The following is a 23,833-nucleotide window of genomic DNA, read 5'->3' on the forward strand; positions in this document are numbered from 1 at the left end:
GAGGCGCTACGACCTGCGCGGGGCAGGGCGGCTCGATGCGGACGCGGGCGCCCCCTGCTTGGCGTTGCCGGCGGGGGCCGACGCGGGCGCCTCTTCCTCGTCGCCGTCGTCGTCCTCGTCGTCGCCTTCCTCCTCGTCGTCGTCGTCCTCGTCCCTCGCGTCGTCGTCGTCCTCGTCGTCGCTGTCGTCGTCGAAGAGCAGGGAAGGCGCGCCATCGCTGCCGTGCTCCGCGAAGATCGCGTCGGCGGCGATCACGAGCTCCTCCATGCGTTCCGCGTCGACGGGGCCGTACGCCGCGAGCGCCATGACGCGGTCCTGCACGAAGAGCCACGCGTCGGGGAAGTCGTGCAGCGCATCGCGGACGCGCTTCGAGAGCCACCGGCCGATGGCCTTCGCCTCCGCCCCCTCGACGAGGAACTGCTCCATGAACTCCGGGTCCTTCTTGAACTGGATGCCGGTGTTCGGGACGCGCCTGCCGTCGAGGATGGGCAGCGGGCACACGGTGAGCCGGGGCGCCGGTTTGGCGAGCTTGGCGACGACCACCTGGTACTCGCTGCCGTTCTTCGCGTCCGGCCCGACGACGGCGACGTGGGCGAGCTTCGGGACGAGCTCGTAGCGGGCGATGACCGTGCCGCCGCCCGTCTCCTGCAGCATCCGCTCGAAGCTGGACGGCATCGAGCGCACGGGGCGCGGGCCGGCGACCTCGGCGGTCGTCTTCCGGCCGCCGCCCTGCGCCGCGGGCCGGCGCGAGGATGCCTGCGGGGTCATCAGGGCGCGCCACCGCACGAGCTCGGCGCCGCGCCGCGACTCGTGCCGACCGCGCAAGCCGGTCAGGTACCAGACGACGAGCAACGCGAGGGGACCTACGTACCAGAGCCAGGGCATGGGGCGGCGATGCTAGCAAACCTCGCGCAGGAGCGGTGGGGTCGCGCGCACGGGCGGGGCGGGGGCGGCGGTCAGGGCGCGGCGGCCGAGGGGGGCGGCGGCGCGTCGGCCCGCCGCTCGAAGATGCACCAGTAGCCGTTCTTGCTGTGGCGAACCATCCCGGCCACGTCGTAGACACCCCGGAAGCGACGGTCCCTCCGGAGCTTCTCCTGCGCCGGGAACGGGAGCTTGTCGCACGTGTCGGCGCCGCCGACGAAGACGAAATAGCGGGGAGCCTTGTCGAACACGCGCTGCACGTAGCCGGGGCCGGTCTTGTGCGTGTAACCGCCCGGGAGCTTGGAGATCACGGGGTCGACGAGGCCGAGCAGGTCGAGCACCGGATAGTCGGTCGTGTACCCGATGTACCCGATGTCGCCCACCGCGATCTCGCCGGGCTGGCCGTGCTGCTGGAACCACGCGGCCGCGCCGCCCGCGGCGCTGTCCCAGAACCGCTTCTCGTCGTCCAGGATCCGGTGCTGCGCGCCGCCGATCCGCTGCGCCCGGAACGCGCCGAGCGCGACGATGCAGCCGGCCGCGAGCAGCCCGGCGCCGGCGGCGAGGGCGAGGCCGGCGCCCGGGCGCTCCCCGGCCGCGCGGGCCGAGAGCGCGGGGAGCATCGGCTCGAGCAGCGAGCGCGCGCCGAGGCCGGCGAGCAGGAAGCAGAACGGCTCGAACGGGCTCATGAAGCGGTAGAACGGCATCCAGTCGCCGCCCACGAGGAGCACGTAGCCGCCCACCGCGAGCGCGAGGGCCGCGACGCACAGCGCGTCGCGATGCCGCGAGACGATCGCCACGCAGAGGCCGAAGAGCGCGAGCAGGAGCACCGGCCACGTGTGCTCCGCGTACTCGCCGAGGTAGTGCCGCCCGCCGGCGAGCTGCTGGGCGAGGCTCCCGGTCTTGGCGCTGAGCGTGTTCGGCAGCCACGTGCCGTAGTAGCTGTGCCGCCAGAGCATGTGGAGCGCGATGGGCGCGGCGAACACCACGCCGCGCAGGAGGTTCTGCCGCCCGAAGAAGCGAAGGCCGAGGAACAGCATCGGGATGCCGAGGAACATCGGCGCCTCGGGGCGGGTCAGGCCGGCCAGGCCGAAGACGAGGCCCGAATACGGGAAGCCGGTCCCCCGGTCGCGCTCGCGGAACATCATCTCCGTGCCGGCGAGGACGAGCAGCACGAAGAGCGGGGTCTCCAGGCCGAAGACGGCATATCCGCTCTGCACGATCGAGCTCGCGAACAGCCACGTGGCGATGCACGGGATCGCGCTGAGCGGGCGCAGCCGGTCCGCGAGCAGGTAGAGCGCGCCGAGCGATCCGCAGGCGGCGAGCCCGCCGAGCACCTTGGCGAGGACGTCGGGGTCGAGGCCGACCTTGATGCCGCCCGCGAGCAGCACGGTCCAGAGGAAGTTCGTGTACCCCTCGATGCGCTCGCCGGCGTTGTAGACGAGCCCGAGGCCCCGGGCGAGGTTGCGCGCGTAGCGGTAGGAGATGTACGCGTCGTCGATCGTGAACGAGCGCACGCGCACCATGTTCGCGACGAGGACGAGGGTCGGCAGCACGAGGCCGAGCGCGAGGTGCAGGCGGCGGGAGAGCGGCGCGCCGCCCAGCCATTCGCGCAGGCTGCGCGCAGGGGGCGCCTCCTGCTCGACGCCGCCCGCTTCGTCCGCGTCGCCGTCGATGGCGCCGCCGGGAGGCGCGTCGTCGGCGCGCGCGCGCTCGTCCTGCGGTTCCTGACCGCGTCCCCGCCCTTGCTCCAGCTCTTGTTCCAGGAAAGCCATGCGACGCGCTTCCCTAGCATGGACGCTTCATGCCGGGGTCGTTTCTTGGTCGAGGCGCGCCGTCCAGCTATCCTCGAAACATGCGTACAGCCATTGTCGCTCTTGCCGTCTCCTCCGCGCTCTTCCTCGCGCAGCCCGCGCTCGGGGCGCAGGGCGTGCCGTGCGGCTTCTATGGCATCGATCCCGGCGCGCCCGTCGAGGCAGGGAGGGTGATCCTCGACGACGGCCGCGCGGAGCAGCTCGCGCGCGCGGGCGCCGGCGCGGTGCGCGTCGAGTTCCGGCTCGACGGCGGCGAGGCGTGGGACGACGACAGGCTCGACGACTACGAGGCCGTCATCGAGGCCCTGCTCGCCGCGGGCCTCGAGCCGCTCGGGCTGCTGTCCCACCGCGCGGTCCAGGGAGGACAGGCGCTCTGGAACGACGACAGGGACGGGGACGGCAACAACCGCTATGTGGAATCGTTCGCCGACACGGCACAGAAGCTGATGGAGCATTTCGCCGGGCGCGTCGTGCGCTGGGAGATCTGGAGTCAGCCGAACTGCGCGGTGAGCCCCGACTTCGCCGTCGACCCCGCGAACGCCGGCTGCACCTACGTGCTGCCCCGCGTGCTCGCGCAGATCCTCGCCCAGATCCGGACCCGCAACGAGGCGCTCTTCAACACCGGCGAGCTCTCGCTGATCACGGGCGGGCTGCTCGCGTCCGACGACGACTTGCCGTCTCCAGCGGGCGATTACCTGCGCGAGCTCCACGACCAGCCCGTGTGGGACGAGCTCGAGGCGAGCTATGGCGAGCGGTATCCGTGGTCCTACCTGGGCCAACAGCTGTTCGTGAATCAGCTCGGCGAGGTCGATCCGGTGACGGTCGAAGCCCTCCTCGGCGAGGTGCGCGACGTCGCCGGGCGGGCGGGGGACGAGAGCGCGGTCGTCGTGACCGGGATCGGGTGGGAGACGACGCTCGTCGGTGAGGAGCTCCAGGCGGCGAACCTGACCGCCGCCTTCGACCTGCTCTCGGCGCGGCAGGACGTCGCCGGCGTCGTCTGGTCCGGCTTCCAGGACACCGTGCGCGATGATCACGCCTACGGCCTCGTCGACGAGACCGGCGTCGACAAGCTCGCGCTCGCCGCGCTCCGCGCGTCGGCCGCCGGCTGCGAGCCCGGGGAGGGCGAGGCGCCGGGGAGCGGCGGCGGCACCGGCGGCAACGGATCGAGCGGCGGCGTGAGCGGCGGCGTGAGCGGCACGCCGCCGAAGCCCTATGGCGGCGGCCCTGGCGGTCGGCCCATCGACGGAGAGCGGCGGGAGAGCTCCTGCAGCCTCGCCGCCGGCGCACCCCGCGGCACCGGAGCGCTGGCGGATGTGGGCTGGCTCGCATTGCTGGGGGCCGGAGCGCTCGCGCTCCGGCGCGGACGATCGCGGCACACCGTCTGATGGGCGGCGCGTCATGCTGACGTGATGAGCGGCGCGTCATGCCGACGTGATGAGCGGCGCGTCACCCAACCGAAACAGCGCCGGGCGCTTATATAGCCTACATTGACGTCATGCCTCACACGCCGGTGCGCTTCGCGCGGCTGATGGCCGTGCTCGTGGGCCTCTTGCTCTTCAATGGCTGCGCGGACAGCGACGGGGGCGAAACCCTGTCGGGCATCTGCGGCGACGGCGTGGTCGACGAGGGCGAGGTGTGCGACGACGGCAATACCGCCGACGACGACGGCTGCTCGCCGACGTGCCAGCGCGAGGAGCCGCCGGAGCCCGGCTGCGGCGACGGGGCGCTCGACCCGGGCGAGCAATGCGACGACAGCAACAAGGAGAACGGCGACGGCTGCTCGGCGGAGTGCCAGATCGAGGTGCCCCCGCGCTGCGGCGACGGCGCCGTCGATCCGGGCGAGCAGTGCGACGACGGCAACGTCGCGGGGGGCGACGGGTGCGAGGTCGTCTGCACGAAGACGCCGCCCAAGGAGATCGTCTGCGAGGAGCTGGCGCCGCTTTCGGAGGGGACGTGCGAGGTCGTCCCCGGCGCGGGCGCCACGCTGATCCGGGGCGTCGTGCTCACGCCGGACACGGTGCTCCGCGGCGGGCGGGTGCTCATCGACGAGCGCGGGACAATCGCGTGCGTCGGCTGCGACTGCGAGGCGGAGGGCGCGACGGAGATCGTGTGTCCGACCGGCGTCGTGTCCCCGGCGCTGATCAACACGCACGACCACATCACCTTCACGCAGAACAGCCCGTATACCCCGACCGAGGAGCGCTACGAGCACCGGCACGACTGGCGCACCGGCAATGGCGACCACACGCAGATCGACACCCCCGGCTCGGCCACCCAGGCGCAGATCCGGTGGGGCGAGCTCCGCTTCCTGATGGGCGGGGCGACGTCGATCGTCGGCTCCGGGGGCGCGGCCGGGCTGCTCCGGAACCTGGACCGGGCCGACCAGGAGGGCCTCGGCCAGAAGGAGGTCAACTTCGACACGTTCCCGCTCGGCGACTCGAGCGGCCGCGAGCTCGCGAGCAGCTGCGGCTACTCGGGCAACATGGTGACGCGGGAGGACATCGAGGGCGAGGACGCCTATTGCCCGCACGTCGCCGAGGGGATCGAGGCGTCGGCGCGCAACGAGTTCGTCTGTCTGCAGACCGCGCCGAACGACGTGCTGCTGCCGCAGAGCGCGTACATCCACGGGATCGGCCTGACCGCGCTCGACTACGCGGCCATGGCGGTGAACGGCACGGGGCTCATCTGGTCTCCGCGCTCCAACATCACCCTCTACGGCGACACGGCGGTCGTCACCGCGGCCGCCCGCCTCGGGGTGCAGATCGCGCTGGGCACGGACTGGATCGCGACCGGGTCGATGAACCTGCTGCGCGAGCTCCGGTGCGCGGCGTCGCTCAACGCGACCTACTACGGCGGCTTCTTCACCGACGAGGAGCTATGGACGATGGTGACCGGGAACGCCGCCGCGGTCACCGCCACGGACGACGTGATCGGGGCGCTCGCCACGGGGAAGATCGCGGACATCGCGATCTTCGACGGCGCGGAGCGCGCCGATCACGGCGCGATCGTGGCCGCCGAGCCGCAGGACGTCGTCCTCGTGATGCGCGGCGGGGAGGTCCTCTACGGCGACGAGGCCGTCGTGTCCGCGGTCCGGGGCGAGGCGGCGTGCGACGCGCTCGATGTGTGCGGCGTCTCCAAGCAGGTCTGTCTGCAGGACGAGATCGGCATGACGCTGGCGGAGCTCCAGGAGGCGGCGGGCGAGATCTACCCGGCCTTCTTCTGCGGCGAGCCCGAGCGCGAGCCGCTCTGCACGCCGTCCCGCACGGCGACCGCGCCCGTCAGCGCCTCGGTGAACGGCTCGACCGTTTACACCGGGGAGCCGACGGACGACGACCGCGACGGCGACGGCATCGCCAACGACGCGGACAACTGCCCCGGCGTCTTCAACCCCATCCGGCCGCTCGACAACGGGGGCCAGGCCGACTTCGACGCCGACGGCGAGGGCGACGCCTGCGACGCGTGTCCGCTCGACGCGGGCAGCGCGGTCTGCTCGGCGCTGAACCCGGACGACAGCGACAACGACGGCGTGCTGAACGAGGCCGACAACTGCCCGGTCCACCAGAACCACGAGCAGGCCGACATGGACGGCGACGGCAAGGGCGACCCGTGCGACGCCTGTCCGGCGGAGGCGAACCCGGGCGCGCGGGGCTGCACGGTGTCGATCTACGATATCAAGAATGGCACGGTCGCCGAGGGCGCCACGGTGGCCCTGCAGAACGCGCTCGTGACCGGGCGGCACGACAGCGGCTTCTTCGTGCAGGTGAAGCCGGGCGATCCGGGCTACACGGCGGCGGCCTACTCGGGCGTCTACGTGTACAGCCCGATGAACACCGTGAAGGTCGGCGATCGCGTGCGGATCACGAGCGCGGTGGTGTCGACCTTCTACGGCCAGATCCAGCTCGGCTCCGCGGCTGTCGAGGTGATCGCGTCGCTCGGGGAGGCGGCGCCCCCGCCGGAGCGCGTGGCGCCTGCCGACATCGCCACGGGCGGGCCGCGGGCCGCCGAGCTCGAGGGCGTCCTCGTCGAGGTGGAGGACGTCGACGTGGTCGGGCTCGACACCATGTACTACGAGTTCATCGTCACGGGCGATCTGCGCGTCGACGACCTCCTGTACCGGGCGGCGCCGTTCCCCGAGGTCGGCCACGAATTCACGAGGATCCGCGGCATTCTCACGTTCCGCAACGACAACTCGAAGGTGGAGCCGCGCGGCGCGGAGGACCTGGTCCTGGCCCCCCCACCGCTCTCCGCGTTCGGGCCGGCGGCGTCGTTCGCGTACGTCGGCCAGGCCGCCGCGCCGTCTGTCCCGGAGCCGCTCGCGGTGACGCTCTCCTGGCCTGCGCCGGCCGACACGTTCGTGGCGGTGACATCGGAGGATGCGGCGCTCGTGGTGGTGGGCGGCGGCGTCACCGTGCCCGCGGGCGCCGTGAGCGCTCCGGTGCTGCTCGACGGCGTGGCGGCGGCCGAGGCGGTGACGCTGACGGCCACGCTCGGCGAGGGGAGCCTTACCGCGTCCGTGCGTGTCCTCGACCCGGCCGAGGAGCCGGCGCTCGCCTCGCTCGACCCGGCCTCCGCCACGGTGGCGCCCGGCGGCACGGCGGTGTTCACCGTGACGCTCGACATCCCGGCGGCGCCGGACGGCGCCGTGGTGGAGCTCGCGCTGGACCCGCCGGGCGCTGGCACCCTGCCTGCATCGGTCACGGTCCCTGGCGGTCAGCAGAGCGCAACGTTCGACTACGTGGACGGCGGCTCGGCGGCCGGCGCCACGGTGACCGCCACGCTCGGATCGAGCGCGCTCACCGCGAGCATCGGGGCCGATCCGGCGACGGGACGGCTCGTGATCAACGAGGTCGATTACGACCAGGCGATGACCGACGGGGCCGAGTTCATCGAGATCTACAACGGTACCGGCGAGCCCGTCGATCTCGCGCAGCACGCGCTCGTGCTGGTCAACGGGAGCGGCAACGTCGTCTACGCCAGGTTCGACCTGAGCCCCGCCGGGACGCTCGCGGCGGGCCAGTACCTCGTGGTCGGCAGCACGGCCGTCGAGGTGGCGGAAGGCGCGCTGAAGATCGACTTCGAGGGCGCCCAGACCGACCGGGTCCAGAACGGGGCGCCCGACGGGATCGCGCTGATGAACACCGCCACGGGGACCCTGATCGACGCGCTCTCCTACGAGGGCGCCATCACCGCCGTCGCGATCGAGGACGCCACCGTGAGCCTCGTCGAGGGCACCGCGTTGCCGGCTTCGGTGGCGGACAGCAACCGGGCCGACGAGCCCGGCTCGCTCTGCCGCCTGCCGAACGGGACGGACACGAACCAGGCCGCCTCGGACTGGGCCTTCTCCGCGACCATCACGCCCGGCGCGGCGAACGTGCCGTGAGCCTCGGCCGAGGCGCTGCGCTCCTCTGCGCAGCGCGTCTCGGCCGGGCGCGGTCCCCCGGTCCGGCCGCGCGGCCGTCGCCGCGCGGCCCCTGCTGGCGCCTCCGTGGCGTCAGGTTCGCCAGGTTCGTCTCGAGGTTCGTCTGGAGGAGAGGGTGAGCCGCGGGCCGTGGCCCACGGGCAGCCGCAGGGCGCGTCGCCCTGCCTTCACGCGCACGTGGCGCGCCGCGCGCGATGGCTCACAGGCAGCCGCAGAGCGGGTCGCCCTGCTTGCACACGCACTTGCCGGCCTTCTTCGTCGACGCCCCCGCGCGGGCGCCCCGCGGCGCGACCTTCGCCGACGCCGCCCGGCCGCGCAGGACCCCGACCGCCTTCGTCGTGGGCTTCGACGTCTTCGCGCCGGCCTCGTCCTCCTCGCCCGCCGCGGCGGCCTTCGTCTGCGCCTCGGCCTTGTACGCGGCGAACGCCTTCTGCGCCTTCTCCGCGTCGCTCCTGGCGGTCTCGAGCGCGACGGTCAGCTCGGAGATCTTCTTGTTGCGCTCCTCGATCTCGAGGTTCAGCTGCGCGATCCGGTCCTGCTCGGCGATGCGGGCGGCGACCGCCTCGGCCTGCGCCGCCTCGGCCTCCCTGACCTTGCCCGCGAAGGTGGCGACCGCGACCGCCGCCGCGGCCGTCAGGATCAGCCCCATCCCGAAGACGAGCCGGTTCCGCCGCTTCTGCTGCGCGCCCTGGGCCAGCGCCTCCAGCTCGCGGTCCAGGTCCCCCGTGGTGGACATGGGCGGCACGCTCGCCGCCACGGGCGCGATGCTGTGAGGCGCCTGGACCGCCGCGTGCACGCCCGTCACCGTCCCCTGAACGTGCATGAGCGGCTGATAGGAATGCGCTCCCGGGCCCTCTTGCCTGTTGATCATCGCGCGAGACCTCCTCCCTCTTCCTCCGTGAGCGACTCCCCGCAAGGCAAGTGTGGTGCCAGGTGCGAGGATCTGGCCACGCGTGGACGAGCGCATGCGGCGCGCGGGCGCGGCGGGCGGGGCACGGCGCGTGCGATGATCGAGGAGCGCGCGGGGAGGGAGGGGGCGAGTCACCGTTGATCCGGGTGGATCCATCGTGCTGGTACACGGAGCGCCCACCCGGACGGCCGCGTGTTCCCCTGGTCCAACGGATGTCCTGCCCCTGCTCGGCGCATTGATTCAATGAGCCTGTCCACAGGACAACGGATGGAGATCCGCCTCTCTTCGATAAGAACCGCGCGCACCCCTCAGGGCTGCCGGATGAAGACGAACGCGTCCTGGTTCGTGGGGCTCGTCAGGGATCCTCCACCGGGATCGATGCTGCCGCGGAAGCTGCCCGTCAGCGCGATGTTCCCCATCGGGTCCACGGCGACGGCCACGGCGCGCTGCTCCTCTGCGTCGCCGAACGCGCTCGCCCAGACCGTGCTGCCGTCGGCCGGAGCGAGCTTCGCGAGGAACAGGTCGAAGCCGCCGCGGGACGTGTGGCGCGATGGCTCGAAGTCGATGGTGCCCTCGAACTCTCCGACGACGAGGACGTTGCCCGCCGGGTCGATCGCCACCCCGAGCGCCCGCTGATGCTCCGCGTCGCCGTAGGTGTGGCCCCAGCGATACGTCCCCTCGGGGGTGAAGGCCGCGACGACCGCGTCCGTCTCTCCGCGGTAGGGCAGGGGAGAATTGTCCAGGCGGAGCACTCCCTTCGTGCTCCCCGCAACGGCGATGGTGCCGTCGCGGCCCACCGCGACGCTCGTGAACTCCTGTTCCATCGTGTCGCCGAAGCCCTTGGACCACCGCGGCTCACCCGTCGCCCCGTCGAGCTTCGCCACGAAGGCGTCGTCGCCATTCGCGGCGTACACGCTTGTCCCGAAGCGCACCGTGCCCGCCACGCGGCCGGCCACGACCACGTCGTCGCCGGGCGCCACGGCCACGTCGAACGCGATCTGAGGGCTCGAGTCGCCGAAGTGGCTGTTCCAGACGTGGTTGCCTTCCGGGTCGATCTTCACGACGAAGATGTCCTCTCCGCCGGCGCCCTGCATTCGTGTCCCCCGATCCAGCACGAACGCCGTGTTGGAGAACATGCCCGCGACGACGACGTTGTTCTTGGAGTCCACCGCGACCCCGTGGACGCTATCGGCGTTCGGGCCGCTGATGCGCTTGATCCAGAGCAGGGTGCCCTTCGGGTCGAGCTTCGCCACGAACACGTCCGTGCTGCCGTCGCTCGTGAACGTCGTCCCGCCGAAGTTGACGGTGCCGTCGAAATTCCCTGCCACGATCACGTTGTTGTCCGCGTCGCGCGCCACCGCATTGCAGACATCCGTGCCCGACCCGCCGAACGCCCTCGGCCAGTCCACGTCGTCGCTGTGGGGAATGAGCTTGACGACGAAGCCGTCGGTCGAACCCTGGCTCTCGGCGAAATCCGTCCTCCCGGAGAAGCTGCCGGCGACAAGGAGGTCGCCTCCGCCGTCGAAGGTGATGTCGAGCCCGCGCTGGTCCCCGATCCCTCCGATCTGGGTGCTCCATCCGTGCGCCCCGGTGCACTCGCCGGTGCCGCCGTCGCACGTCTCGTCCTCCGCCGTCGCGCAGTTCTCGGCTCCGGGGACCACCTCGCCGACGCACGCCTCGCCCTGCCGGCAGCCGTCCTTGCACGCGCCGACGCCCCTGGTCTCGGCAGGACCCTGGTAGCAGGGCTCGCATTCCCCCCCGCCGCCTCCGGCGGAGGAGGTCGTCGACGTCGCGCCGCCCTGGCCGCCGGCGCCGCCCTGGCCGCCGGCGCCGCCCTGGCCGCCCACGCCGCCCTGGCCGCCCTGCGCGGTGCCGCCGTCGCCGGTGCCCGGCAGGAGGATGCCCCTGTCGAAGCACCCGCCCAGCGCGCCCGTCGCGCCGAGCGCGCCGCAAACGATCAGCAAGCCGCTGCGTTCCATCAGAAGACCCCCGCGATCCCCGCGCCCCACGGCGATATCCATGCATGGGCCGCCGCGCCGCCGGACGCTGACTTTGACGACGTGGACGACGTCGACGACGCGGACGGCACGGTGAGGAGCAGCGCGACGCCGCCCGCGGCGAGCACGCCGCCCACGATGAGCGCCGGCGCGGGGACGAGGCGCACCCTGTTGTACGAGCCCAGCTTGTCGCGCGTCTGCGGCGTGTCGGGGCACTCGACCCGCTCGGTGCACCCGAGGCCGATCAGGTCCCCGCGCAGCGCGCTGGCGACGCCGAACGTGATGCCGCCGACGACGAGCCCGGCCGTGCCCGCGCCCACCGCGGTCCAGCCGAACACGCGCTGCGCGATCTCCGGCGAGGGGCCGGCGCGCCGCGGGACGACAGGGGGCTTCGGGGGGGCGACGGGGAACTCGAGCGTGACGGCCGACTCGTCGCTCTCGGGCAGCGTGATCTCCCGCCGGACGACGCGGCCGGCCCACGCGCCCTCGACGACGTGCTTGCCGGGATCGACAGGCCGGCTGACCCCCACGAGCGCGGGCGGCACCGGCTTGCCGTCGATGGTGATCTGCACCTCGCGCTCCGGGGCGCCGCGCACCGCGACGGCGAGCTTCGGGATCCGCGGCTTGAGATCGTTGTACGCCCGCTCGGCGTCGGCGACCGCCGCCTTGAAGACGTCGCTGGCCGAGTCGTCGAGCTGCATGCGGCTCACCTGCAGGTAGCGCTCGGAGGCCTCGATGAGCCGCCCGAGCCGCTCGAGGCTGCGCGCCGCGTACAGGCCGATGGTGGGCGCCTGGATCAGCTCGTCGGCGCGCTGCAGCTTGTCGAGCGCCGCCTCGTACTCGCCCTTGTCGTAGTGGGAGAGGCCCTCTTCCGCGAGGGCCCGGGCGGCGTTCACGGTCGCAGGGTCGACGTCGGCGGCGCGCGCCGGCGCCGCGAGCGCGAGCGCGAGCGCGATGACTGCGGTCCCCAGGGCCCTCGATCGCGCGTTCATTCGCCTTCTCAGAAGCCGAGGCGCCTGTCCGCGGAGACCGGCGCGCTGGCGGCCGGCGGTGAGCCCGCGGACGCGGGCTGCGTCTTGGTCCGCTGCGCGGAGGAGGCCGGCTTGCCCTGTCGCGCCGGGGCCGCCGCCTGTCGCGTCGGGGCCGCCGCCGCGCCGGACAGCGCGCGCGGCGCCCACGTGGAGCTCGGGACGGGGGCGTGAGCGCGCGCGGACCCCGCCTGGCCCGCGGCCGTCACGGCCTCCGCGCCGCCCGGGGCCGGGGACGGCGCGATCTCGGGCGCCTGCCGGGCGGGGGCCGGCTCGGGCGCGGGGCCGCCGCTCGTCGAGGCGGCGGGCGGCCCGTTGAGCGCCACCGGCGGCGGCTCCGCGCGCGACGCCTGCTCCGGCGCGGCCGGGCCGCGGTCCGGCGCGGCCTCGCCGCCGTCCGGCGCGCCTCGGCCGACGAGGAGCCACACGCCGACGACCGAGGCCGCGAGCCCGAGCGCGACGGCGACCGGCCCGGTGCGGCGTGGCTTCCAGTCGACCTCCGCTGCCTCGAGGGCGACGCTCGGCCGCGGGGCCGCGTCCCCGCTCGGCGGGCCCGAGACCGGCGGCGCCGAGGCGGGCGACGCGGAGGCGGGCGACGCGGAGGCGGGCGACGCGGAGGCCGGCGGCGCCGAGGCGGGCGGCGCCGAGACCGGCCCGGAGGGCACGGCGGACGCCACGGAGGCCCTGCCGGTCTCCTGCGCCTCGCCCGCCGGCAGGAGCGCGGCCTGCAGCGCCTCGGCCATCGCGGTCGCCGAGGGGAAGCGCGCCGCCGGATCGCGGCTGCACGCCTGCAGGAACCACTCGTCGAACGCCGGCGGCACGGGCACGGGCGCGACCTGCGACGGGACGGGCAGCGGCTCGCTGCAGATCTCGAGGATCATCGCGCCCGGCGCCTCGGCCGTGATCGCCGCGCGGCCGCACACGCACTCGAAGGCGATGACGCCGAGCGCCCACAGGTCCGACCGGTGATCGACGGACGCGCCCTGCGCCTGCTCGGGGCTCATGTACGGGAGCGTCCCGATCAGCACCCCCGCCTGCGTGCCCATGCCCTCGTTGCCGTAGAGGCGCGTCTTCGCGACGCCGAAATCGAGGACCTTGGCCACCTCGCGGTCGTCGTCGCGCGCGAGGAAGATGTTCTCGGGCTTGAGGTCGCGGTGGACGATGCCGGCGTCGTGGGCCTTGCGCACCGCGCGCGCGACGTCGGCGAAGATGCGCGCCGTGTCGGCCGGAGAGAGCGGGCCGACGCGCTGGATCCGGCGCGAGAGATCCTCGCCCTCGAGGAGCTCCATCGCGATGAAAGGGACCTCGTTGTCGACGCCGTGATCGAGGATCTGCACGACGTTCGGGCTGCGGAGCGCCGCCGCCGCCTGCGCCTCCTGGTAGAAGCGCGCGCGGACCGCCTCGTCCTTCGCATACAGCGGGCCGAGCATCTTGATCGCGACCGGCGAGCCCAGCGTGAGATCGTCCGCGCGCCAGACGGTGCCCATGCTGCCCGAGCTGAGAGGGCGGATCAGCCGATACCGGCCGACCAGCACCTGTCCCTCCAGCCCGAACGCGTTCGTCGTCATTGTCGCAGGACCTGTGGTGCGCGCGTGGCCTACCCTACGCCGGTGATTGTTCAGTGCTGTTCAACAACAGTGACAGAGGGACTGAAAATCTACGGGGTATAGCGCGAGGCGTCAATCGGCCCACGCGTCGCGTGCTCGCAGGGCGCTTCTAGAGCACTGAACAGGTTGAAACGCCTTGCAGGAGAGAGTTTGAACCACAGAGGCACAGGGGGAACAACAACAAAAACTCTGCGCAACCGCGGTTCATTTCTGGTCTTTCGGGCCGGGCGGTACTCTAGATCAACACGAAGTCCTCGGCCACGGAGACCTCCTCGGCCATGATGCTCGTGGTCTCGTCGTCGCGCTGGACGGCGAGCTTGTAGAGTTGCGCCAGCACGGCCGGGTGATCCTCGACCAGACCCATGAACTCGGTGGCCGGCAGGTACAGCGCCACGGTGGGGTGGACGGCGATGACGTCTGCGTTCGCCGCGCGCCGCAGGACCATGGCGATCTCGCCGGCGACGTCGCCGGGGCCGAGCGTCGAGAGCACGAGCGGCTCGCCGCGGGGGCCGTCGGCGGCGTCGCGCCGGACCACGGCGACCTCGCCGGAGGCGATGAGGAACAGGCCGGGGGGACGCTCATCCTGGACGAGCAGGCGCTCGTTCTTCTCGAACGTGCGCGTGCGGAACCGCTTCACGAGCACGGGCCTGTCGGCCTCGGGCACGACGCGGAGCACGTCGCTCATGCGGACGAGGTTCTCCACCATGCGGTCGCGGCAGTAGTCGGCGAGCTCGGCGCCCACCTCGGGCTCGCGCCGCGCGATGTCGTCGATCGCGTCGCGCTTCACCTCGAGCACGATGGACGGCCGCGTGGCGATGACGCTCCCGGTGCGCGGGGCGCGCGACAGGAGCGCCATCTCGCCGAACATGGCGCCGTTCGTGAGCCGGGCGAGGACGATCTCCTCGCTCCCGCGGCGGCGGCGCGCCTCGAGCTCGCCGCGCGCCACGAAGTAGGCCTCGCTGCGCGCGGCGCCCTGCTCGATCACGGTCGTGCCCGCCGGCACCCAGATCGGCGCGAAGGCGGCGCAGAGCGCGCGGAGCGCGTCGCGCCCGACGGCCGAGAAGACGGGCTGGGGCGCGATGCCGGGGTGGTCTGCCTGCGCGGCGAGCCGGCGGGTCGCGTCGTGGATGATCTCGGTGGCCTTGTTGAGCAGGAGCGCCCCGGTGAGCACGGCGGCGAGCGGCTGGAACGCCTCCGCGGTGGGGAGGGGCGGCGGCGGCGGCGCGCCCTCGCCGAGCCGGGGCGAGTCCCTGCAGAACGCCTCGGCGATGAGGTCGAGCGAGGGCCCGGGATCGCCGCCGAAGCGCTCGCTCTCGCGCGCGGCCGCCACGGCGAGCGGCAGGTTCTCGAGGTCGATCGCGCGGACGACCGCGGTGGAGCACGCCTCGCGCGCGGCCTCGTGCCGGTTCAGCTCGCCGAGGAGGCGCCCGCAGAGGCAGAGCGCCGACGGCATGGTCGGGTCGTGCCGGACGAGCGCCGCGGCCCATCGGAGCGCCGCGTCGCGCTCTCCGGCGAGCGCGAGCGCGAGCGCTCGGTCGATCGGCGACTCCGCCTGCTGCGTCGAGCCCGGGAGCACCGGGGGGAGGGCCATGTAAGCGTGTATATCAGGGTTCGTTGCGCGACGGCAAAGAAGGCCGCTCCGCCGGCGCGTCGCCGGCCCGGCGCGCCCTGCCGGCGACGCGCAGCCGCATCGGCGCGGCGCGCCGGCGGGAGGCGCTGCGCCGGCGCGCGCGGGAGCGCGCCGACGCCCTCAGGCGAGGTGCTGCTTCAGGAACTCGATGCTCCGCTCCCAGGCGATCCTGGCCGCGTCGGGGTTGTGGACCTCGGGGCGCGTGTCGTTCGCGAACGCGTGGTCGGCGTCGTAGACGTGGAGCTCCATCGACTGGCCCCGCGCCGTGAGCTCCTTCCGGATCGCCTCGGCGGCGGCCGGCGTCGCCCACGCGTCGCGCGCGGCGAAATGGGCGAGGATCGGCGCCTTGACGCGCGAATAGTCGGGGGCGGGGCTCGGGACCCCGTAGAAGGGCACCACGGCCGCGAGCTCCGGGACGCTCGCCGCGGCGGCGAAGCTCAGCGCGCCGCCCATGCAGAACCCCATGACGCCGACCTTGCCGTTCGACCGCTCGTGCGCCGCGAGGAAGCGCGCCGCGCCGGCGATCTCCTCGAGCGCGCGGGGCTTGTCGAGCTCGGTCATGAGCCGGTTGGCCTCGGTCGCATCGCCGGTGGTCTTGCCGTGGTAGAGGTCGGGCGCGAGGGCGATGAACCCGGCGGCGCCGAGGCGGTCGAGCAGCGAGCGGATGTGATCGTTCAGGCCCCACCACTCCTGGATCAGGACGACGGCGGGCGACTTGCCGGCCTGCTTCGGCCAGACGATCTCGCCGGTCGCCGCGGATCCATCCTTCGCGGGGAATGACACCTTCTCGGACATGCGACTCCTCCCTTCAAGACGGGACCGGCGCGCACCGCTCCCTGTGCAAGGTCGAGGCTCGGCTGACGCCGGCCCCTGCGAACGATCGGGGCTCGGCTGACGCCGGCCCCTGCGAACGATCGGGGCTCGGCTGACGCCGGCCCCTGCGAACGATCGGGGCTCGGCTGACGCCGGCCCCTGCGAACGATCGGGGCTCGGCTGACGCCGGCCCCTGCGAACGATCGGGGCTCGGCTGACGCCGGCCCCTGCGAACGATCGGGGCTCGGCTGACGCCGGCCCCTCTGGCGCGGCGCAGGATAACCGCCCCCCAGGCGTCGCGCACCGCGATCTGCCGGGCGCGCTCCTCGCCGGCGCGTCGGCGAGCTAGATTGACCGCGTGGATCCGCTGGCGGAGCGATGGAGGCGGGCCGTCTCTTCCCTGAAGGAGCTCCGGCTGCGGGTGGCCTACGTGCGGAGCGAGCTGCTGAGCGACGACCTCTCCTCCGTGGCCCGCGCGCTCGACGACCTCTGTCGCGACGCGGAGCAGGCAAGCCCCGTCGCGCGCGACGTGCTCGGCGCCGCCGTGCCGGTCCTCGCGGATCCGGCGCTCGCAGGGCGCGTCGAGCAGCTCCGCGAGCTCGCCGCCTCGGGCGCCCTGCTGTCGCTCTCGCGGCTCCTGCGCCGCAAGCCGCGGCGGCACGAGGCGCCGTCGGCCTCGCCGGCGCCCGACGAGCGCCACGTCGCCACGTCGACCGCCGGCCGCGCGCTCACGCTGGGCGAGCGGCGCGCGCTCGCGCGGCGGCCGACGCGCGCCGCGTTCGACGCCCTGCTCCGGGACCCGCACCCGCTCGTCATCCGCAACCTGCTCGCGAACCCGCGCCTCACCGAGGACGACGTCGTCCGCCTCGCGGCGCGGCGCCCGGCGATCCCGGAGGTCGTGACCGAGATCGCGCGGCACCCGGAGTGGCCCCAGCGCTCGCGGGTGCGCATGGCGATCGTGCAGAACCCGGGCGCGCCGCCCGAGATCGCGGTGCCCATGGTGCGCCTGCTGCTGCGGCCGGAGCTCCTGCAGCTCGTGGCGGCGCCGGACGTGCCCGCCGTCGTCCGCGCGGCGGCGCGGGAGCTCCTAGAGCGCCGGCCGCCCGTCCCGAACAAGACTGGCGGCGCGCCCGAGCAGTGAGCGCCCGCGCGGCCAGCGCCGCCGCGAGGGCAGGCAGCGCCGCGAGGGCGGACAGCGCGCCGCGCGCGGGCCCGGCGGCGTGCGCGCAGGACGCCGCCTCGCCGCCGCCCGCCGTCGAGGCGCCGCCCGCCGTCGAGGCGCCGCCCGCCGTCGAGGCGCCGCCCGCCGTCGAGGCGCCGCCCGCAGGAGGACTCGCGAGGGCCGGGAGGCGCGGCGCGGCCGCGCAGGGCATGCCCAGGTCCGGCGCCGTCCAGAGCTGGTGGAACGCCGCCGCGCGTTCCACGGGGTCGCCGACGTTGGTCGCGTCCTCGGCCGGCTCCTCGCCGACCGCGATCCAGAGCCGCGCGCGGCGCTCCTCGGGGCTCCACGCGACAAGGTGATAGCGCCCGCGCGCCGGCACCTCGATCCGCCGTTCGAGCAGGAGCCAGGAGCGCGCCCCGGTGCCGGGCTCGCGGATCATCGTCGGGACGCGCACGCTCCAGGTCGCGAGGATCCGCGCGCCATGCCCCGCGGGCGCCTCGAAGGGCAGCGCCGTCGACGGCGGCAGGCCGGGGCCGAGCAGGGCGAGCGACGGACGCTCGCGGCGAAGCGCGGGGATCGCCGGCACGCCGAGCTGGACGAGCAGCGAATCTCCCCGCGCGGCGTCGAACGCGATCCACACAGGGCGGCTCGGACAGCCGAGCTCGGAATAGACGATGCGAGAAGGACGGACATCGGAGAACACGAGTGCATCCTCGGCGCGCGCGTGATCTCCGTAATCGAAGAAGGTCTGGCGAGCGCGCGCCGGCGACGCGGACGCGAGGAGGGCCGCGAGCGCCGCGAGGAGCGGGGTGATCCACGCGCGTCGCCCGCGTCGCGCGATGCGCCCGAGCCGCGTCGAGCGGCGGTGTGCGGTGCTCATGGCCCTCGACGATCTCTGGGGCGAGCGCAGGTGTTGTCCACGCCGGTCGAGCGCCGCCGCGGGGCAGCGAACCCCTGTTTGCCAGGAAGAAACGGAGGACGCCGAGGTTCGGGCCCCGATCAGGTCAAGCGACCTCGCCTGACCAGGTCAATCGACCACGCCTTGCCCGATCACGCGACCTCGGCCCAGCACCGCGCGAGGCGGCGCACGCCCTCGTCCAGGTCCTCGTCGCCCGACACCGACGAGAAGCACAGCCGCAGGGCGAAGGGCCGCACGGCGCCGTTCGCGCGGAACAGCGAGCCAGGGTCGAAGGCGACCCCGTGCTCGATGGCGGCGGCCAGGAAGAACGCCTCGTTCGGCTCGGCGTCGGGCTCGACCCAGATCGCGAACCCGCCCACGGGCGACTCGAAGCGCCAGCCGGGCAGGTGACGGCGGAGCGCCTGCTCCATGCGGGCGGCCCGGCGGGCGTAGAACTCCCGCAGGCGCACGAGCCGCTGATCGAAGTCCTCGTTGCGGAGGTAGTCCTCGAGGATGGCCTGCGGCAGGCTCGCGGCCTGCAGATCGGCGGCCTGCTTCAGCTTGAGCACATCGGCCCGGAGCGCCCGCGGCGGCACGAGCCAGCCGACGCGCAGGCCCGGGCACAGCGTCTTCGAGAAGGTCCCCACATGGAACACGCGATCGGGCGCCTCGGCCAGGAGCGGGCGCGGGGCGGCGCCGTCGAAGCAGAGATCGGCGTAGGCGTCGTCCTCGATGATGGGGCGGAGCGTCGAGAGGACCCGCGCGCGCTCGTACGCCGACAGCTTGCGTCCGCGCGGGTTGGAGACCGCGGGCATGAGGTAATAGGCGTCCACGTGGCTTCCGTCGTCGACGACGTTCATGCCGAGCGCCTGGAACAGATCGAGCGCGCCGGGGTAGCTCTCGGGGTCGACGCCGATCCTGGCGCCCGGCCCGCGGACCATCTGCGCCGCGAGGGACACCGCCTGCTGCGCGCCGCTCGTCACGATGATGTCGTCGCGGGCGACGCTGGCGCCGCGCCGGCGGAGCTGCCCGGCGATCCACGAGCGCAGGTCCTCGTCGCCCTCGGGCCAGCCGTACTGGAGCGCCGGGCAGCTCGGGGTCTGGAGCGCGCGGACGAACGAGGCCGCGAGCTTCGACCGCGGGAACTCCCCCGGCGCGGGCAGCCCACCGGCGAAGCTGATGAGGCCCGGCGTGTCGGCGGCCCGCCGCTTCAGCCCCTCGAATCCGCCGAGGCCGAACCGCGGACCGCTCCGCGGCGGGTCGCTGGGGGGCGGGGCCGGCGATGGGCGGGTGTGGGACGAGGGAGGGGAATTGAGTGCGAGCGCGGTGGCGTTCATAGATTCGGGATCCGAGCGGATCCCATTCAAGGACGGTGCCGTCTGCGCTGTCCGTCTTCAGACGGAGCGGACGACCTGGAGCGCAGCGGCGGGACGTATTTCGCTGGAGAATTCGTCACATTGCTGCAACCTCGGTCGGGCGAGGGCGTGTGCAGGGTGTGGCGTGAGCGCGCGCCGTGTCAGCCTGCCACGGGGCATCGCCGTGTGCGCGAAGCGCACTGCGGGCGTGACACGACCTGGAAATACGGAAGCCACCGTCCTGCGCACCATGGGATTGCCCGGAGATCCCTGGTCCGGAGCTCGCCGTTGTGCGACGTCTTGCGCCACAGCAAGCGCGGTGTGGGCCATGTGGCCGAACCCGACGACGAGCGTCCACGGGCGCGGTGCAGTGGGGGCGCGCGGCCGGAGCGCTGCAGGGGTGAGGGCGAGAACGTCAGACCGGGGAGGGCGAATGTCGGGGGCGTGCCGGGCGGACGGCGGCCGGACGCGGAGCTCGGCGCGGACAGCCGCGCGCGGCGCGGCTTGCGCAGCGGCTCGCGGCGCAGCGCGGTGCACGCCGCGCGGGGAGGAGGCTACGGCTCGGTGCCCCAGGCGAGCTCGCCGTCGCGGTAGGCGGTCATCTGCTCCCAGGGCGTGAAGGCGGTCAGCGTGGCGTCGAAGGAGTAGTCGTTCGTCTGCATCATCTGCTCGTAGGTCGCGGTGAAGATGCGGATCTGCGCCTCTCCCGACGTGGCGCCCGGGGCGAGGTTGCCGGCGGCCGAGGCGAAGCTGAGCTCGAAGTAGCGATCGGCCTCGGTGCCGGACGCCGTGCCGAACGCCCAGCTGACGTTGGCGCACCCGCCGGGAATCGACGCGTAATCGCACTCGCTGTCGAACGCCGAGGAGGCGCCGTCGGCCGTGAACCAGTAGCGGATCGTGACGTCGCTGAGCGCGACGGTCTGGCTCCCGGTGTTCCTGACCTGGACCTTGAACGACAGGCCCTGGACCCTGTCGGCGCGTTCCCGGACGGCATACTGCACCTCGAGCTCGCCCGTGGGGCCGCCGCCGGTGGAGGCGCTCGTCGTGGTGCTCGTGGCGCCACCCCCGCCGCCGGTAGAGGCGCTCGTGGAGCTGACGGAGCTGCTCGCCGTGGTGGAGCTGGCCGAGCTGCTCGCCGTGGTGGAGCTGGCCGAGCTGCTCGCCGTGGTGCTGGCGGAGCTGCTCGCCGTGGTGGAGCTGACGGAGCTGCTCGCCGTGGTGCTCGTGACGTCGGCACCGCCGTCGCCTCCAGCCCCGCCTGCGCCGCCGAAGCCGCCGTCGCCGCCGGTGCCGGACGAGCTGCTCGCGGTGCCGCCGCCGGTGCCGGACGAGCCGCTCGCGGCGGTGGTCGAGCTGCTCGTGGTGGACACCGCAGAGCTGGTGCTGCTCGAGCTGGAGGAGGTCACCCCGACCGCGCTGGTGCTGGCGACGCTCCCGCCTCCGGTGTTCTCGTCCAGATTGTGGCCTTCGGCGCACGCCGCGATCAGCAGGAGGGAGGCGGCCGAGAGCGCCGTCGCCCCACCCGGCCAGGAGCTCGACCGTCGAGCTCGATCGCCGCGACCGCCGGACGGCAGCGGCGCTCCGGGGCGCGTCGACGCCCTCGTCCGAGAACCCGGGAGGCTGGCTGCTCCAGACGTCGTACGGACGAGCAGAGACGCACACCTTGGCATCGGTCGCATCCTGAATACTCCTGCGAGCGCCCGACCAAGTCCGAAGGTCGAACGGAAGGAATCGAGACCGGCAGTTTATACAGCTTCACCAGACATCAGCAAGAGGTTTGATGTGGTAACTTTCTGCTGGTGTCAGAAGATGTGGCCCGTGTGCCGCGGTCTTTGACGCGGGTTTTTGCGTGTCCCGGCTACACGCTGACGCCGGCGGCGCCGAGATATCGCGCTCACGCGCTCACGCGCTCACGCGATCTCGCTGCCCCTTCCTTCTTCACTGTCTCCCGCTCATCCCTCCCTTCCCTCGCTGATGACGCGGGCCTTCCGCTGCTCCCATGAAGACGTTCATCGTGCCTGATGAGCCCGTCTCACGCGTCCTCCAGCGGAGGCGGCGCATGGAGCCAGTTGAGCTCGGAGTCGAGCATGAACCGCGTCGGCCACTGGGCGGGCTTCTCCCAGTCGCGGAACGAGAGCACCGCACCGCAGAACGCTTCCCCCGTGCGCTTTCCCGGCGCGTCGAGCAGCTCGTCGGAGAGGCGGAGTAGATCTGCGGGCTTCTCGGGCGCGTCGGCCACGAAGGCCCTCACCCACTTGTGGTACGGATACAGGATGCGGTTGTGCGCCAGGATCAGCCGGTACCCGAAGAGGACCGCGCGCGCCGAGGCCCAGGTGAGGAGATATCGATTGCCGTGGTGCTCCGCTGACTCGAGGTAATAGCGCATCGCCTCGAGCTGCGCGACGAAGCCCGTCATCTTGTGGGCGCGCTCGTGCTCCGGGTAGGTCGCGATCGCGCGCACGAGCGCCTCGACCCCGTCGGCGCCCGAGCGCCGCGACCAGGGGACCATCGCGCCGAGGAACGCCGCGCGCGCCGGCTCGCTGCCGCGGTCGCGGACCTCACGCAGGAAATCGAGGGTGACGATCTTGCCGTCGACGTACCCGCCTGGATAGTCCACGAGGCCCTCGTCGTTGGCGAAGTAGACGAGCTCCCCCCGCGCCCGACGCCGCGCGTGCTCCTCGTCGGTGACCACCCAGCAGAAGTCGACATCCGACGTCTCCTTCCCCAGGCCCTTCGCCTGGGAGCCGCCGACGATGATCGCCACGGAGCACGGGTCCGCGCTGAGCCGCTCGACGAGGCGCGAGACGGTCCTGAGATGGTGCGCTTGGAAGTTCGGTTCTCGCATGGATGCCATCCACCCTTCTTTCACCGGGGAAGTCTGCCGCACGGCAGCCCGTTGCACGGTAGCGCCGAAGCCGAGAAATTGCCCGCCCGGCGCGCGCAATCCACGCAGTCCGACGCAGTCCGACGCTGACGCGCTGGCCCCACGCACGGCGCTGACCGCGGTGACGGCGCCGACCGACGCACGCCGTGACAGCCTGCGTCATGTGTCCCGGGGCGGCCGGCTATGGACGGCAAGCTCCAGCGAGGGTATACGTCCGCCCGGCGGCAGTTCACGTTCAGGGGAAAGTTCATGAAGACCAAGGCGATCAGCGGTCGACTGGGCGCGTGGGCTCTGAGTGCCCTCGTCCTGGCCTCGTGCTCTCAGAAACAGGAGGGCTCGGCCGGGGGCGACAAGGGCGCAGCCGCGGGCGACAAGGGCTCGGCCGCGGGCGACAAGGCCGCCAAGCCGGCCGAGATCAAGATTGCCCTGCTCCTGCCGGAGTCGAAGACGGCGCGCTACGAGTCCAAGGACCGCCCCTACTTCGAGGCCCAGATCAAGTCCCTCTGTCCGGACTGCCAGATCCTCGCGAGCAACGCGAACCAGGACGCCTCGCAGCAGCAGGCCCAGGCCGAGGCGGCGCTCACCAACGGCGCGCGCGTGCTCGTGCTCGACGCGGTCGACAGCGCCTCGGCGGCCGTGATCGCGACAAAGGCAAAGGCCCAGAAGGTGCCTGTCATCGCCTACGACCGCCTCGTCCCGGAGACCGACGCCATCGACTACTACGTCTCGTTCGACAACGAGTCCGTGGGCAGGCTCCAGGGCGAGTCGCTGCTGACCGCGCTCGGCAACAAGCCGAACGCGCGCGTGGTGATGATCAACGGCGCGGCGACCGACAACAACGGGATGCTCTTCAAGAAGGGGGCGCACAGCGCGCTCGACGGCAAGGTCCAGGTCGTCAAGGAGTACGACACGCCGGACTGGAGCCCCGACAAGGCGCAGGAGCAGATGACCCAGGCCCTCACCGCGCTGAACAACCAGATCGACGGCGTGTACGCGGCCAACGACGGGACCGCCGGCGGGGCGATCGCCGCGATGAAGGCCGCCGGCATCAAGCCCCTGCCGCCGGTGACCGGACAGGACGCCGAGCTCGCCGCCGTTCAGCGGATCCTCCTCGGGGAGCAGTACATGACGGTGTACAAGGCGATCAAGCCGCAGGCGGAGGCCGCGGCGGTCATCGCGTACCACCTCGCCACGGGCAAGCCCGTGCCCACCGACATCACCGGCGGCAAGACGGTGAACAACGGGAAGAAGGACGTCCCCTCCGTGCTCTTGGTCCCCCTCGCGGTCACCAAGGAGAACGTGAAGGACACGGTCATCGCCGACGCCTTCTGGACCGCGGAGCAGATCTGCACGGCCCAGTACGCCGAGGCCTGCAAGGCGGCGGGCATCCTCTAGGTC

Annotated in this window: 17 protein-coding genes; 6 read left to right on the forward strand and 11 right to left on the reverse strand. The window is 72.9% G+C overall.

All coding sequences use genetic code 11. From position 1 onward, the window contains the following. Positions 1-6: 6 nt before the first annotated feature. The gene (locus tag WMF24_RS00320) at positions 7-885 is read right to left on the reverse strand and encodes a hypothetical protein (protein WP_437734328.1); all 879 of its coding nucleotides are present in this window, start codon (positions 883-885) and stop codon (positions 7-9) included. A 71-nt stretch (positions 886-956) separates the two neighbouring features. Further along, on the reverse strand, positions 957-2,693 hold the full coding sequence (locus WMF24_RS00325) for a hypothetical protein (protein ID WP_437734329.1): 1,737 nt from the start codon (positions 2,691-2,693) through the stop codon (positions 957-959). Between the two features lie 80 nt (positions 2,694-2,773). Here WMF24_RS00325 and WMF24_RS00330 point away from each other — a divergent pair, with 80 nt between their 5' ends. Next, positions 2,774-4,117, forward strand: coding sequence for a hypothetical protein (locus tag WMF24_RS00330; RefSeq protein ID WP_437734330.1), 1,344 nt, complete (start codon positions 2,774-2,776; stop codon positions 4,115-4,117). 110 nt (positions 4,118-4,227) lie between these two features. After that, on the forward strand, positions 4,228-8,112 hold the full coding sequence (locus WMF24_RS00335) for a lamin tail domain-containing protein (RefSeq protein WP_437734331.1): 3,885 nt from the start codon (positions 4,228-4,230) through the stop codon (positions 8,110-8,112). 238 nt (positions 8,113-8,350) lie between these two features. Here the strand turns inward: WMF24_RS00335 and WMF24_RS00340 are convergent, their stop codons facing one another. The 6 genes from WMF24_RS00340 to WMF24_RS00365 all read right to left on the reverse strand — a co-directional run bounded on the left by WMF24_RS00340 (position 8,351) and on the right by WMF24_RS00365 (position 16,118). Then, complete coding sequence (locus WMF24_RS00340) at positions 8,351-9,022, reverse strand: hypothetical protein (RefSeq protein WP_437734332.1); 672 nt, start codon at positions 9,020-9,022, stop codon at positions 8,351-8,353. A 347-nt stretch (positions 9,023-9,369) separates the two neighbouring features. Next, positions 9,370-11,040: an SBBP repeat-containing protein gene (locus tag WMF24_RS00345; protein ID WP_437734333.1), complete on the reverse strand. Its 1,671-nt coding sequence runs from the start codon at positions 11,038-11,040 to the stop codon at positions 9,370-9,372. Beyond that, the gene (locus tag WMF24_RS00350) at positions 11,040-12,050 is read right to left on the reverse strand and encodes a tetratricopeptide repeat protein (RefSeq protein WP_437734334.1); all 1,011 of its coding nucleotides are present in this window, start codon (positions 12,048-12,050) and stop codon (positions 11,040-11,042) included. The genes WMF24_RS00345 and WMF24_RS00350 overlap by 1 nt, the downstream gene beginning before the upstream one ends. An 8-nt stretch (positions 12,051-12,058) precedes the next feature. Then, complete coding sequence (locus WMF24_RS00355) at positions 12,059-13,654, reverse strand: protein kinase domain-containing protein (RefSeq protein WP_437734335.1); 1,596 nt, start codon at positions 13,652-13,654, stop codon at positions 12,059-12,061. Between the two features lie 274 nt (positions 13,655-13,928). After that, a complete protein-coding gene (locus WMF24_RS00360; RefSeq protein ID WP_437734336.1) occupies positions 13,929-15,284 on the reverse strand; it encodes a cyclic nucleotide-binding domain-containing protein in 1,356 nt (451 codons plus the stop codon). A gap of 159 nt (positions 15,285-15,443) precedes the next feature. Beyond that, on the reverse strand, positions 15,444-16,118 hold the full coding sequence (locus WMF24_RS00365) for a dienelactone hydrolase family protein (RefSeq protein ID WP_437734337.1): 675 nt from the start codon (positions 16,116-16,118) through the stop codon (positions 15,444-15,446). Between the two features lie 376 nt (positions 16,119-16,494). On the opposite strand from WMF24_RS00365, the gene WMF24_RS00370 reads away from it, so the two are divergent. Together WMF24_RS00370 and WMF24_RS00375 are read left to right on the forward strand one after the other, a co-directional pair. Beyond that, complete coding sequence (locus tag WMF24_RS00370; RefSeq protein WP_437734338.1) at positions 16,495-17,277, forward strand: hypothetical protein; 783 nt, start codon at positions 16,495-16,497, stop codon at positions 17,275-17,277. Next, on the forward strand, positions 17,274-17,657 hold the full coding sequence (locus WMF24_RS00375) for a hypothetical protein (RefSeq protein ID WP_437734339.1): 384 nt from the start codon (positions 17,274-17,276) through the stop codon (positions 17,655-17,657). Before WMF24_RS00370 ends, WMF24_RS00375 begins: the two co-directional genes overlap by 4 nt. Before the next feature lie 691 nt (positions 17,658-18,348). Here WMF24_RS00375 and WMF24_RS00380 read toward each other — a convergent pair. Continuing rightward, positions 18,349-19,533 carry a PLP-dependent aminotransferase family protein gene (locus WMF24_RS00380; RefSeq protein WP_437734340.1) on the reverse strand — a complete coding sequence of 395 codons (1,185 nt, stop codon included), beginning with the start codon at positions 19,531-19,533 and terminating at the stop codon, positions 18,349-18,351. Positions 19,534-20,105: 572 nt separating this feature from the next. Continuing rightward, positions 20,106-20,552 carry a cellulose binding domain-containing protein gene (locus WMF24_RS00385; protein ID WP_437734341.1) on the reverse strand — a complete coding sequence of 149 codons (447 nt, stop codon included), beginning with the start codon at positions 20,550-20,552 and terminating at the stop codon, positions 20,106-20,108. Between the two features lie 13 nt (positions 20,553-20,565). On the opposite strand from WMF24_RS00385, the gene WMF24_RS00390 reads away from it, so the two are divergent. Beyond that, positions 20,566-21,387 (forward strand): hypothetical protein, encoded by an 822-nt coding sequence (locus WMF24_RS00390; protein WP_437734342.1) that lies wholly within the window; start codon positions 20,566-20,568, stop codon positions 21,385-21,387. A gap of 196 nt (positions 21,388-21,583) precedes the next feature. On the opposite strand, the gene WMF24_RS00395 is transcribed toward WMF24_RS00390, so the two are convergent. Continuing rightward, the gene (locus WMF24_RS00395; RefSeq protein ID WP_437734343.1) at positions 21,584-22,396 is read right to left on the reverse strand and encodes a nucleotidyltransferase domain-containing protein; all 813 of its coding nucleotides are present in this window, start codon (positions 22,394-22,396) and stop codon (positions 21,584-21,586) included. Positions 22,397-22,684: 288 nt separating this feature from the next. Between WMF24_RS00395 and WMF24_RS00400 the strand changes: the two genes are divergently transcribed. Then, the gene (locus WMF24_RS00400; protein ID WP_437734344.1) at positions 22,685-23,830 is read left to right on the forward strand and encodes a sugar ABC transporter substrate-binding protein; all 1,146 of its coding nucleotides are present in this window, start codon (positions 22,685-22,687) and stop codon (positions 23,828-23,830) included. Positions 23,831-23,833 lie beyond the last annotated feature (3 nt).

It is taken from the genome of Sorangium sp. So ce1335 (assembly GCF_051521615.1).
Classification (GTDB): domain Bacteria; phylum Myxococcota_A; class Polyangia; order Polyangiales; family Polyangiaceae; genus Sorangium.

Bases quoted from the DNA above. Each gene is read 5' to 3' on its own strand.
- WMF24_RS00320 (WP_437734328.1), bottom strand. From the start codon at position 885: ATGCCCTGGCTCTGGTACGTAGGTCCCCTCGCGTTGCTCGTCGTCTGG.
- WMF24_RS00325 (WP_437734329.1), bottom strand. From the start codon at position 2,693: ATGGCTTTCCTGGAACAAGAGCTGGAGCAAGGGCGGGGACGCGGTCAG.
- WMF24_RS00330 (WP_437734330.1), top strand. From the start codon at position 2,774: ATGCGTACAGCCATTGTCGCTCTTGCCGTCTCCTCCGCGCTCTTCCTC.
- WMF24_RS00335 (WP_437734331.1), top strand. From the start codon at position 4,228: ATGCCTCACACGCCGGTGCGCTTCGCGCGGCTGATGGCCGTGCTCGTG.
- WMF24_RS00340 (WP_437734332.1), bottom strand. From the start codon at position 9,022: ATGATCAACAGGCAAGAGGGCCCGGGAGCGCATTCCTATCAGCCGCTC.
- WMF24_RS00345 (WP_437734333.1), bottom strand. From the start codon at position 11,040: ATGGAACGCAGCGGCTTGCTGATCGTTTGCGGCGCGCTCGGCGCGACG.
- WMF24_RS00350 (WP_437734334.1), bottom strand. From the start codon at position 12,050: ATGAACGCGCGATCGAGGGCCCTGGGGACCGCAGTCATCGCGCTCGCG.
- WMF24_RS00355 (WP_437734335.1), bottom strand. From the start codon at position 13,654: ATGACGACGAACGCGTTCGGGCTGGAGGGACAGGTGCTGGTCGGCCGG.
- WMF24_RS00360 (WP_437734336.1), bottom strand. From the start codon at position 15,284: ATGGCCCTCCCCCCGGTGCTCCCGGGCTCGACGCAGCAGGCGGAGTCG.
- WMF24_RS00365 (WP_437734337.1), bottom strand. From the start codon at position 16,118: ATGTCCGAGAAGGTGTCATTCCCCGCGAAGGATGGATCCGCGGCGACC.
- WMF24_RS00380 (WP_437734340.1), bottom strand. From the start codon at position 19,533: ATGAACGCCACCGCGCTCGCACTCAATTCCCCTCCCTCGTCCCACACC.
- WMF24_RS00395 (WP_437734343.1), bottom strand. From the start codon at position 22,396: ATGCGAGAACCGAACTTCCAAGCGCACCATCTCAGGACCGTCTCGCGC.
- WMF24_RS00400 (WP_437734344.1), top strand. From the start codon at position 22,685: ATGAAGACCAAGGCGATCAGCGGTCGACTGGGCGCGTGGGCTCTGAGT.